At 69.7% G+C, this 11,656-nt stretch carries 7 protein-coding genes and 1 pseudogene; 1 reads left to right on the top strand and 7 read right to left on the bottom strand.

What is annotated here, in order from left to right; translation table 11 throughout:
- The 5 genes and pseudogenes from ACFVT5_RS27250 to ACFVT5_RS27230 form a co-directional block, all read right to left on the bottom strand.
- Positions 1 to 443, bottom strand: a pseudogene (locus ACFVT5_RS27250) (hypothetical protein); the annotation flags it as partial.
- Positions 440 to 1,189 (bottom strand): RNA polymerase sigma factor SigM, encoded by a 750-nt coding sequence (gene sigM / locus ACFVT5_RS27245; RefSeq protein WP_389893879.1) that lies wholly within the window; start codon positions 1,187 to 1,189, stop codon positions 440 to 442. The pseudogene ACFVT5_RS27250 and the gene sigM, both read right to left, overlap by 4 nt.
- Before the next feature lie 61 nt (positions 1,190 to 1,250).
- A complete protein-coding gene (locus ACFVT5_RS27240) occupies positions 1,251 to 2,966 on the bottom strand; it encodes a protein kinase family protein (RefSeq protein ID WP_389893311.1) in 1,716 nt (571 codons plus the stop codon).
- Between the two features lie 118 nt (positions 2,967 to 3,084).
- The gene (gene murJ / locus ACFVT5_RS27235) at positions 3,085 to 5,307 is read right to left on the bottom strand and encodes a murein biosynthesis integral membrane protein MurJ (RefSeq protein ID WP_389893308.1); all 2,223 of its coding nucleotides are present in this window, start codon (positions 5,305 to 5,307) and stop codon (positions 3,085 to 3,087) included.
- 49 nt (positions 5,308 to 5,356) lie between these two features.
- Positions 5,357 to 7,804, bottom strand: coding sequence for a DUF6049 family protein (locus tag ACFVT5_RS27230; protein ID WP_389893306.1), 2,448 nt, complete (start codon positions 7,802 to 7,804; stop codon positions 5,357 to 5,359).
- A 297-nt stretch (positions 7,805 to 8,101) separates the two neighbouring features.
- Between ACFVT5_RS27230 and ACFVT5_RS27225 the strand changes: the two genes are divergently transcribed.
- Entirely contained in the window at positions 8,102 to 9,598 is a 1,497-nt protein-coding gene (locus ACFVT5_RS27225; protein WP_389893303.1) for a CCA tRNA nucleotidyltransferase, read from the top strand.
- A 119-nt stretch (positions 9,599 to 9,717) separates the two neighbouring features.
- Here ACFVT5_RS27225 and ACFVT5_RS27220 read toward each other — a convergent pair whose 3' ends face one another.
- Both ACFVT5_RS27220 and ACFVT5_RS27215 read right to left on the bottom strand, forming a co-directional pair.
- Complete coding sequence (locus ACFVT5_RS27220; protein WP_389893300.1) at positions 9,718 to 10,191, bottom strand: hypothetical protein; 474 nt, start codon at positions 10,189 to 10,191, stop codon at positions 9,718 to 9,720.
- Between the two features lie 125 nt (positions 10,192 to 10,316).
- Positions 10,317 to 11,597: an MFS transporter gene (locus ACFVT5_RS27215; RefSeq protein WP_389893297.1), complete on the bottom strand. Its 1,281-nt coding sequence runs from the start codon at positions 11,595 to 11,597 to the stop codon at positions 10,317 to 10,319.
- Positions 11,598 to 11,656 lie beyond the last annotated feature (59 nt).

Here is an 11,656-nt window from a genome sequence, read left to right as displayed (position 1 = left end):
CCGTTGCGGGGGGGTGTGTTGCTGCCCCCCGCTCGGTGTGGGGGCTGTGCGCCCGTGGGTGCGCGTGTGTTGTATTCCCCAAAACCCCCCCCCGACGGGGTGTCGCTCTCCCCGGGCATCGCGGCGGGTTCGGTCGGCATGGCCTCGGGCGAGACGGCCTCGGGCGAGATGGTCTGCGGGGGGACGGTGGACGCGAGGAGCGCCTCGGCGGCGAGCGCGGCATCGATGCGCTCGGCCACATCGACGGGCATCCGGGTCTGACCTGGCAGGGAGCCGAGCAGACCGCGGATCTCTTCGAGGGAGGCGTAGACGTCGGTGCACAGCTCGCAGGAGTCCAGATGCCGCTGGAGGTCCTCGCTACGGGTCGGGGAGAGAAGGCCCTCGGTGAGATCGGAGATCTCGTCGACGTCCGGGTGCCCGGCCGCGTCGGTCGTCGATGTCACGCTCGCCCACCTCCGCCCTTCACTGCCGTTGAATCACTGGGTCCCGTACCGCTGGGCCCCGTACGACTGGGTCCCGTACCACCGGGTCCCGTCTCCGGGGTTTCTCCTGCGGGTGGGACGGATGTCCCTCTGGACTGGTTCCCTTCCGCGCCCGCCTTCGTACCGCCGCGCCCGCCTGCGCCTTCCGAGTCGCCTCTCGGCGTCCGTAGATGGGACAGCAGCGGGAGCAGTCTCGCTCTTCCCCGGGCGCACCGGCTCTTCACGGTGCCCGTGGGAACGTCGAGCACCCGGGCGGCCTCGGCGACGGGGTAGCCCTGCATGTCGACCAGGACGAGCGCGGCCCGCTGATCCGGCGGCAGGGTGCTCAGGGCCTCCACCAGTTCGCGCTGCAGATCGTTGCGCTCGGCGGGCGCGTAGGCCGACTCGTGCGGCTCCAGGAGCTGCTCCAGGCGCTCCGTGTCGTCCACCGGTGCCGTCCTGCGGGATGCGGCCTTGCGGGCACGGTCCAGGCAGGCGTTCACGGTGATGCGGTGCAGCCAGGTGGTGACGGCCGACTGGCCGCGGAAGGTGTGGGCGGCACGGTAGGCGGAGACAAGGGCGTCCTGGACGGCGTCCGCGGCTTCCTCGCGGTCTCCCAGGGTGCGCAGGGCCACGGCCCACAGCCGGTCACGGTGACGCCGGACAAGCTCGCCGAAGGCGTCCTTGTCCCCGTCGACGTGGCGCGCCAGGAGATCCTGGTCGCGCATGCCGTCGTACACGGCGTCGGCCACGGTCGAACCACCCTCCCCCGGACCCGTCGGTGAGCTGTCAGCCGGTGAACTTCAGGTCGGTGATCGCCTGCTTGTACCCGGCACCGCTGTACTGGTCTCCGCTCGCGTAGGGAGCCGCGGTGAGCCACACCAGGACGTAGCGCGTCTTGACGGGCTTGTCGGCGGAGATCTTCAGTTCCTGGCCGGTGGTGGTGGCCTTGGCGATCCTCGACATCGACTCGATCGGTGCGGACGAGGACAGCGAATCCGCCGCGTACAGGGAGACCGTCGTGTGGTCGCCGCCGTAGTGCAGCCCTATCGTGGCGGCCGACACATTCCGCGTGGAGCCGAGATCGTAGACGATGCCGACGCCCTTCTTGAAGGGGGCCAGCTCAGGTCCTCCCTTGAAGGAGAACGTCCGCCAGTAGGTCGAGCTGTTCCCGTCGTACGTCAGGCCGACGTCCTCCGCGTGCTGCGCCTTGCCGTCCGGGTAGTACTCCTGGGCGCCCTGGATGGCGATCGGCTTGGCGGGCTTCTTCTCGCCGCTCTTCTTGCCGGTGTCGGTGGTGTCCGTGTTGCTGGTGCCGCTGGAGTTGTCGCGCTCCATGAGGGCGTCGGCGAGCTGCCAGCTGCCGAGGCCCAGGGCGGCGATCAACAGCGCGGAAACGGCCCACTTGAGCGCCTTGCCGGTACGGCCCTGGAGCGGCGCCGGAGGCTGTGGGGGCACCGCGGACGCGCCCATGGGCCCGGTGGTGGTGCGCGCGTAGGAACCCTGCTGGTACGTCGTGCGCTGGTACTCCGGCGGTGCCGTGTACGCGGGCTCCGGCGGGGGGATGCGGGGCAGTTCACCGATCGCCTTCACCAGGTCCTCCGGCGTGGTGCACGGAGGTTCCTGACGTGACGCGGTCGCACCGTCGTTGACGAGGGCCCGCATCGCCAGTTCCGACAGGCCGCGGTGCACGCCGGCCCGCACCTGGTCCGGCGCGATCAGTCCGACTCCCTTGGGCAGCCCGGAGAGACCGTAGGCGTCGTCCTCGTAGGGCCAGCGCTGCGTCAGGGACGCGTACAGGAGGGCGCCGATGGCCTCGGTGTCGGTGCGCTGCGGAGTGTCCGAACGGATACCGCGCAGGGCGGCGTTGACCGCGAGGCCGCGCAGGCGCCACTGCCCGGACGACGTCCGCAGGACGGCGCTCGGTGTGAGCCGCAGATGGGCCAGGCCCTCACGATGCGCGGCGGCCATCGCCTGCGCGACCTGATGGACCATCTGGTAGGCGTCATGCACCTCCAGCGGGCCGGCGGCCAGAAGAGCCGTCAGTTCCGTCGCGTCGGGCAGCCACTCGTGCACCACGTAGACGAGGTCGTTCTCCTCGACCGCGTCCAGCACCTGCACGAAGCGCGGGTCGCCCAGCAGGGCCGACGAACGGGCCGCGGCCAGGACGGAACGGGCCCGTGCGTGGTCCGCGGGCAGTAGATGGACGCCGACGGCCCGGCGCAGTTTCTCGTCGACCGCGCGCCAACTGCTGAAACCGTCCAGTCGGGTGACGCACTCCTCCAGCCGGTAACGTCCGGCGAGTTTGTGCCCGCTGTGCAGCTCGGGCGGCGTGGACTTGAGGGACTCGTGCTTCGTGCCGGTCTCTTCCGCGTCCACGCCTGTAGTGTCCTGCTCCCCGGTCTTGGCCACCCCGTCGGCCGTGGCCAGTTCCGCCTTGGCGGTCAGCGGCTCGTCACCGCTGTTGCCTGCCACGTCGACGGCAGCCGTGCTCCGTTCCGCCACCGTCGCTCCTGCCTCCCCATCCATTGCGCCCTGTCCGACGACAAAGCCAATTGTGCCCACAGTCCGGCGCTATGCACGACACACGGTGGTCCCCGATGGTTGTGCGGCTACCCGGTGTTCAGCGTCCGAGACGTCCGCGCACCATGCCGACCAACGAGTTCAGCTCCTCGATCCGCATTTTCCGAGCCGCGACATAGAAGACGGCCAGCAGAGCGAATCCGCCCACGACGAGCGCCGCGATCGAACCGAGTACCCCCTGCCCCAGCGTCTCCGTGAGCGCGAATCCGACGCCACCGCCGACGAGGGCCGCCGGGACCGCCGCCAGGCTGAGACGGGCGTAGGTCCGCACCACCTGCGCGCCGTCGAGGTCGCCGCCGAGCCGGATGCGCAGCCGCCGCCAGGCGACACCGACACCGACCGCGTACGCCAGCCCGTAGGAGCCGGCCATGCCGACGACCGCCCACTGGGCGGGCAGCACGACATAGCAGGCGGCCGAGGCCACCGCGTTGACGGCGGCCACGATGACCGTGTTGTAGAAGGGCGTCCGGGTGTCCTCGTACGCGTAGAAGCCGCGCAGCACGACGTACTGCACGGAGTACGGGATCAGGCCCAGCGCGAAGGCCATGAGGACGAAGCCCATGGACTCGGCGGCCTGAGTGCCGGCGGACGCGAAGAGCAGGGTGCACATCGGCACGCCCAGCGCGAGGAACGCGAAGGCCACCGGGACGATCGCGACGGCCGAGGTGCGCAGTCCGCCGGAGATGTCGTCGCGCACCGCTCCCGGGTCGCCGTCATGGGCGGCACGTGAAATACGGGGCAGCATCGCCGCCATGACGGACACCGTGATGATGGCCTGCGGCATGCCCCAGATCAGCTGGGCGTTGGAGTAGGCCATGATGCCCGCGCCGTCCTTGCCGGACGCCTTGCCCGCCGCCGTGGCCAACTGGGTGACGACGAGGACACCGGCCTGGTTGGCGAGGACGAACAGTACGGTCCACTTGGCGAGCTTGACCGCCTTGCCGAGACCGTGACCCTTCCAGTCGAAGCGGGGACGGAAGCGGAAGCCGGTCTCCCGCAGATACGGGATCATCGCCAGCGCCTGTACGGCCAGGCCGAGCAGGGTGCCGATGCCCAGCAGCCGCACGCCGTCCGCCGGGATGGTGCTGACCTTCATCTGTGAGTCGGCGGCGGTGCCGTAGACCCAGATGAACAGGCCGAACGTGCTGATCATGACGATGTTGTTGAGGACCGGGGTCCACATCATCGCGCCGAACTTGCCACGGGCGTTGAGGATCTGACCCATCACCACGTGCACACCCATGAAGAAGATCGTGGGCAGGCAGTAACGGGCGAAGGTGACCGCGACATTGTTGGCGGCCGGGTCGTCGGCGATCGGGTTCGACATCAGTCGGATGAGCAGCGGGGCGCCGAAGACCGCGAGCGCGACGATGGCGCCGAGCGCGACCATGACGAGCGTCAGCAGCCGGTTGGCGTATGCCTCACCGCCGTCCTCGTCGTTCTTCATCGACCGCACGAGCTGCGGCACGAACACCGAGTTGAGGCCACCGCCGACGGTCAGGATGTAGATCATCGTCGGCAGCGTGTACGCCACGGTGAACGCGTCACCGAGGGTCGCCGCGCCCAGGGCCGCCGTGATGACCACGGTGCGGACGAAGCCGGTGAGCCGGGACACCAGTGTGCCCGCGGCCATCACCGCACTCGACTTCAGCAGACCGGACCCACGTCCGCCCGTCTTCGGCGGCGCGGGTGCGGCCGGCGCGGGCATCGATTCCGGGGCCGGCGCGGGCACGGCGGCGCCCGCAGCTCCGGCGTAGGCGGCGGAGCCGTCCATCGGCGGTCGTCCGGCGCCGTGCTGCTGGTCGCGGAAGAGATGCGCGAAGGCGTCCGGCTCGTGACGCTCCTCACCGGCCTGGGTGACCAGGTCGTCCACACCGACGAACTGCGTGGTGCGGGCGTCGTCGCCGTACGGAAGGTGCTGGGTGGGGCCCTCCGGCTCGGGCGCCGGAGTCTGCGCCCAGACCCGCGGGTCGGGCGCGTACTGCGCCGTCGGCGGCGGGGCGTAGAGCGACTGCGGGTCCTGATACGTGCCGGGCGGCGGCGGGGGGTGCGCGGCGCGGTCGTACAGCGCCTCGGCCACCGGGTCCTGCGCGGCGAGGTCCTGCGCCCGGTACGGGTCCTGGTCGTAGGTGTCCTGGAAGTACAGCTCCGACGCGGGCTGAGGCGGCACCTGGCCGGGATCGGGCGTGCCGGGGTAGGGGCCTCCGGCGGGTGTGGAGCCGCCCGAGCCCTGGCCACGGTCACCGTCGTACGGCGCGTTCATGGTTGTTACCCCACCTCATCGTCCCCGGGCCCACGGGCCACGACATCGCTCAACGGTCCACTCTCTCACCCGTTCCGGACGGGTCGGTGCTTTCCGCAACGGTGTCCGGTGTCGGGTCACTCGGCTGCTCGGGATCGTGTTCCCCCGACCCGGCGCCCGACTCCCCCTCGGGGCGGTCCGAAATGCTGAGGTCGTCCCCCGATCGGCCGGGGGCACCCGGGGCGCCGTCCGGCAGGTCGAGCGCGGCACCCGCCGAGTCCTCGGGGTCGTCCGTGCCCTCCTGCTCCGCCTGGCGTGCCGCCGCGCGCTTGCGCTGCTGGTACATCCGGAACCCGGCGAGCACGAGCAGCAGCATCCCGCCGGCGATGACCAGCATCACGGTGGGCGTGACCTCGTTGACCTGCACCTGGAACGGCATCTCCCTGCCGTACGGGGTGCCGTCCTCGGTGTAGAGCTGGGCGACGACGTCGGCGAGACCGTTGACGTTGGCCGTCGTCTCGAACTTGAAGGACTGGCTGTGCCCGCCCGAGACCTTGACCGGCAACTCCTGGTAGACGCCGTTGCCGATCTTGAAGCGGCTCGGCTTCTTCGAGGTGAGCCGCAGGGTCAGATGGTCGACGCCCTGGAGGAGGCCGTTCTTCACGGTCACCGGGATGACCGCGCTGCGTCCGGAGAGCTGGGCGTCGGACTTGTCGATGAGCTGCACGCTCTGCGTGAGGCCCGTGAGGTGCGTCGTGACGCTCGTCCGGAACGCGTATCCCTCCGCCGCGTGGCCCCGCCACGACGTGGACATGCTGCGGTCGATCGCCCGGCCGAACGGCGTCACCACACGGTCCGGGAAGCTGAGGATCACCTTGAAGCTGTCGAGCTTGGCCTGGGTCTCCTTGACCTTCTCGAACGCGGCGACGGTCAGCTCCTGCTTGCGCAGCGACGCCGGGTAGGACCGGGCGGACGGCACATGCGTGGTAGCCCGGGGGTCCGGCTTCACCTTGGCTGCGGTGGTGAGGTCCTGGGCCTGGGTCCAGCGTCCGTCCGAGAGGGTCCTGATCGCCTGCGCCATCGCCTGCGCCTGGCTCGCCGTGGGCATGCGCTGCGGGGCGACGACGATGCTGCGCTGCTCGGCCGGGTCCTGGAGCGTGACCATCAGGCTCTGGGCGAGGAACTCCTGCACGGCGAGCGTGGAGTCCTCGGCCCGTGTCATGTCGCCCTGGAAGGCCGTGGACAGCCGCGCGTCGGCGACGACCGCGCGGGTGCCGCCGCCGATGGGCCGGGCCGCGCTGGGCGTGTAGGGCAGGGCCGAACTCTCGCGCATGCTGTCGCTGCGGGCGATGACGGTGTCGGCGCCCGCGGAGGTGGCGACGTCGACGATGGACGGGTCGACCGCGCCGTTCATCGGCCAGGCGAAATCGGTGGTCGGCGTCACATGGAGCACCGTCTCGACGGTGTCGGTGGCCACATCGGTGGCGGCCTTGAGGTGGCTGAGCGAGCCGGAGATGTTCTTGCCGTTGTGCGCGAGGGACGCCAGATCCGGGTCGGCGAAGGGCAGGGCCACGACCTTCTTGCCCTGGACGGCCTTCTCCAGATCGTTCAGCCACTGGTTGGCGACCGCCTGGTTCTTACCGGCGACCAGGGTGTCCTGGCTCTTGATCCAGTAGTTCCTCGTCATGGCGTCGACGGTGGCCAGCAGGTCCGGGTCGAGGACCCAGGTGACGTCGAGGGCCGATCCCAGGGACAGCATCTGCTGGAGTCGGCCGCCGGGGCCGATCTCCTTGGCCAGCTCGTCGTCCTCGAAGACGCGGGTCTGCTGTTCGTCGGATCCGGTCTCCGCCGTCAGATGCGTGGTGGAGATCAGCGGCCACAGGAACGTCGTCTTCGTCCTGGCGTCGGACGCCTCGGGCTGCCAGGGCAGGAAACTCCGCTCGATGCCGAGCACGGTCGGGTACGGCTGGGCTGCTGTGTCACCGGTGAGGGAGACCCCGAGCTGATAGACCCCGTAGGTACTGAGGTTCAGTTCCTTCACCGGTACGGAGACGCTGAAGTTCTGGGTGCCGCCGGGAGCGAGCTTGGAGAACTTCTGGATGTACTTGCCGCCGACCGTGAGGCCGTCGGAGCCGGGCTGGTAGCCGTTGCGCTGCGCGGCGGCGTCGATGGCGCTGCGGGTGTCCAGACGGGGGCCGACCCGCAGATCGACCTGGGCGTCCGTGATCGTCTGCTTGCCGTTGTTGGTGACCGTGCCGGACACGGTCAGGGTGTCCCCGTCGACGGGCGCTGTGGGGCTCAGGGAGTTCAGGGACACATCCACGGTCCGTGAACCCGTGGCGTCCGCCTGAGCGGTCTGTACGGGCGCCTGGGCGGCCGTCTGCGCGGCGGCGGGACCTGCTGGGAGCTGTACGACGCCGGCGAGCAGGGGTACCGCGGCGATGAGCGCGCCTGTGCGCCTCAGCCACCGGCGGGCAGCTGAGGGAAGGGTCCCCTGGAAGTCTGCCGCCTCGGCCACGCGCTCGCCCGTCCCTCGTCGTCAGTGGTCGTCGGAATGTGCGTCCACGCATGGTAACGATGCGCACTGTGCCTAAGTGCCGCGGAGTCCTCCACATGACGGGACGGTCCAAGGGGGACAAGGGCTCCGGGCGCCGATCACCTCGTGAAATGTGTGCCGAACGACACCGGAGAGCCTCGCACAACGCCTGTTTCCGACCATGCGCCTATTAATAGGGGTGCTTCCCGGTTGGTGACGCTTCCTGACCGCCGATAATCCGGGCGCCCGCCCCGTCCGGGGCCCGTACCCTTTCCTGTTGTGCCGAACGCCAACGAAGACAACCTCAGTGCCCTGAGTCAGGTGCAGCGCCGCGCGGTCAGTGAACTGCTGCGGGTGTCCCCTGTCGCTGACGACCTTGCCCGCCGATTCCAGGAGGCCGGGTTCTCTCTCGCCCTGGTCGGCGGCTCGGTCCGGGACGCGCTCCTCGGCCGGCTCGGCAATGACCTCGACTTCACGACGGACGCGCGCCCCGAGGACGTACTGAAGATCGTCCGGCCGTGGGCGGACGCCGTCTGGGAGGTGGGCATCGCCTTCGGCACCGTCGGCTGCCAGAAGGACGCGCGCATCGAGGACACCGACCGGCCCGGCGGCCCCGCCGTCGAGCAGCGTTTCCAGATCGAGATCACGACCTACCGCTCGGAGGCGTACGACCGGACCTCCCGCAAGCCCGAGGTGTCGTACGGCGACTCGATCGAGGAAGACCTCGTGCGCCGTGACTTCACGGTCAACGCGATGGCCGTGTCGCTGCCCGAGAAGGAGTTCATCGACCCGCATGGCGGGCTCCGGGATCTGGCGGAGCGCGTCCTGCGGACCCCGGGCACCCCGGAGGACTCCTTCTCGGACGATCCGCTGCGGATGATGCGGGCCGCGCGTTTCGCCGCTCAGCTCGATTTCGAGGTGGCGCCGGACGTCGTCGCGGCGATGACGGCGATGGCCGAACGGATCGACATCGTCTCCGCCGAGCGGGTACGGGAGGAGCTGAGCAAGCTGATCCTCTCCGCTCACCCGCGCAAGGGGCTCACGCTGCTCGTCGACACCGGGCTCGCCGAACGGGTGCTGCCCGAGCTGCCGGCGCTTCGTCTGGAGCGGGACGAGCACCACCGGCACAAGGACGTCTACGAGCACTCGCTGATCGTCCTGGAGCAGGCGATGGCGCTGGAGACGGACGGGCCCGATCTGGCGCTGCGGATCGCGGCGCTGCTGCACGACGTCGGCAAGCCCCGGACGCGACGGTTCGAGAGCGACGGCCGGGTCTCCTTCCATCACCACGAGGTGGTGGGCGCCAAGATGACCAAGAAGCGGCTGACGGCGCTCAAGTACCCCAACGATCTTGTGAAGGACGTCTCGCACCTCGTGGAGCTGCATCTGCGCTTCCACGGATACGGCACGGGTGAGTGGACGGACTCTGCGGTGCGCCGCTATGTGAGGGACGCCGGTCCGTTGCTCGACCGGCTGCACAAGCTGACTCGGTCGGACTGCACCACGCGGAACAAGCGGAAGGCGACGGCGCTGTCCCGCGCGTACGACGGTCTGGAGGAGCGCATCGGGCAGCTCCAGGAGCAGGAGGAGCTGGACGCGATCCGGCCGGACCTGAACGGCAACGAGATCATGGAGATCCTCGGTGTCGGTCCGGGCCCGGTGATCGGCGAGGCGTACACATTCCTGCTGGAACTGCGGCTGGAGAACGGTCCGATGGAGCGGGATGCCGCGACGGCGGCACTCAAGGAGTGGTGGGCCAAGGAGTCGAAGGGCTGACCCGTCCAGGGTGAGCGGGTTGTGGGTCCGGGGCGATGTTTCACGTGAAACATCGCCCCGGATATGCCGAGGGGCGGTGTTTCACGTGAAACACCGCCCCTCGTGCGTCTGGCCCTCGGCTACGGCTTGTAGTCCGACAGGCAGAGCGTGAAGTCCTTGCTGCCGCCGGTCTCCGTGTACTCGGAGTACTTGGTGCGGTCGCAGCCGGAGTTGTCGTCCTTCTTCTCCTCGACCTTGTACTTGGCCTTGGAGTTGCTGCACTCGACGACCTCAAGCCCGGGGTCGGTGCTGCTGTCCGGGTTGCTGATGCTCATGCAGTCGCCGACCTTGGCGCTGCTGGCGTCATCCCGGCTGGCGAACCACGCGCCGGCGACCACGATCAGGCCGACGACGACCACGCCGATACGGATCCAGGTCTTGAAGTTCCGGCGCTGCGGCTGCGGGGGCGGGACGGGGGCACCCTGGTTGAAGTAGGGCGAAGGCTGCGGCGGAATGCCGGGCTGGCCAGGCTGCTGAGGCGTCGGCGGCTGCTGGCCATAGGGCTGCTGGCCCTGGGCGAACGGATTCTGGCCCTGGGGCGGCGGCGTGGTCACTTGAGGGTCCCCCTCGAACATGGCGGATGAGCGCCGATAAGACGGTGGAATAAGACGCACGTAAGTTATCCGCAGGGACTGACAACGAAGTAGCCCCGTGGAAGTCTGTGTCATTGATGTGACACTCAGCGGGCTCCAAAACGGGCCATAGCCAGAGCAATCGCCGCGTAGATGGCCGCCACGGTGACGACGAGGGAGATGGAGCGTCCGTCCGAGGGCAGCATCAGAGCGGCCACGGCGGCGGCGCCGACGAACGCGACATTGAAGAGGACGTCGTAGACGGAGAAGATCCGGCCGCGGAAGCCGTCGTCGACCGTGGTCTGCACGACCGTGTCCGTGGCGATCTTCGCGCCCTGGGTGAACAGACCGACGACGAAGGCGGCGACGAGAATCGGAGCCGGAGTGAAGCTCAGGCAGAGCGCCGGAGTCAGCAGGGCCGCCGCCCCCGCGCAGACGGTGATCCAGCCGATGGTGCCCAGCCGCCCCACCGCCGAGGGCGTCACGACGGCCGCGACGAAGAACCCGGCCCCCGAGATCGCCACCGCGACACCCAGCAGTGCCAGCCCCCGGTTGGGTCCGCTGCCGGAGTCACCCGTGGACACCCAGGCGTACCGGCACAGCATCAGCACCATGACCGTGAGGGCGCCGTAGCAGAAGCGCATCAGGGTCATCGCGCCCAGCGCCCAGGCCGCGTTCCGGCGCGAGGGCGCCAGCAGGTGCCGTATCCCGGCGGCCAGTCCGCGTGCGGTGTCGGCCAGATGGGCGCCGAAGCTCTGCCGGGGCGCGGTGAGATCGGGCCCGAGGGTGTGGCGGGGGATACGGAGGGACGCAAGCGCCGAGCAGAGATAGAGCGCGGCCCCCACGACGACGACGGCGGCGTCGGAGTCCGAGACGACCAGGCGGACGACGAAGGCGACCCCGCCGCCCGCGGTGGCGGCGAGCGTGCCGGCCGTGGGGGAAAGGGAGTTGGCCATCACCAGCCGGTCGGAGTCCACCACGCGCGGCAGGGCGGCCGAGAGTCCGGCGAGGACGAAGCGGTTGACGGCGGTGACGCACAGGGCTGAGGCGTAGAACAGCCAGTCCGGGACATCGCTGAGGATCAGGACGGCCGTCACGGTGGCGAGCACGGCGCGCAGCAGATTGCCGAAGAGGAAAACCTGCCGACGTGGCCAGCGGTCGAGGAGGACGCCCGCGAACGGTCCGATCAGCGAGTAGGGAAGCAGCAGGACCGCCATGGCGGAGGCGATGGCGGCCGGGGACGTCTGCTTCTCCGGTGAGAACACGACGTAGGTGGCGAGCGCCACCTGGTACACACCGTCGGCGCCCTGTGAGAGCAGTCGTACGGCGAGCAGGCGCCGGAACCCCTGGAAGCGCAGGAGTACGCGCAGGTCACGTACGACAGGCATGGGCACAGCCTCACATACGCGAGGGGTCCCCGGGCAAGCGACCCGGGGACCCTCAACAG

It is taken from the genome of Streptomyces sp. NPDC058001 (genome assembly GCF_042886315.1).
GTDB lineage: Bacteria > Actinomycetota > Actinomycetes > Streptomycetales > Streptomycetaceae > Streptomyces.
The sequence above is the reverse complement of the archived record's forward strand: the minus strand, read 5'-3'. Positions and strand labels throughout refer to the sequence as shown.

Bases quoted from the DNA above. Each gene is read 5' to 3' on its own strand.
- sigM (WP_389893879.1), bottom strand. From the start codon at position 1,189: ATGCGCGACCAGGATCTCCTGGCGCGCCACGTCGACGGGGACAAGGAC.
- murJ (WP_389893308.1), bottom strand. From the start codon at position 5,307: ATGAACGCGCCGTACGACGGTGACCGTGGCCAGGGCTCGGGCGGCTCC.
- ACFVT5_RS27215 (WP_389893297.1), bottom strand. From the start codon at position 11,597: ATGCCTGTCGTACGTGACCTGCGCGTACTCCTGCGCTTCCAGGGGTTC.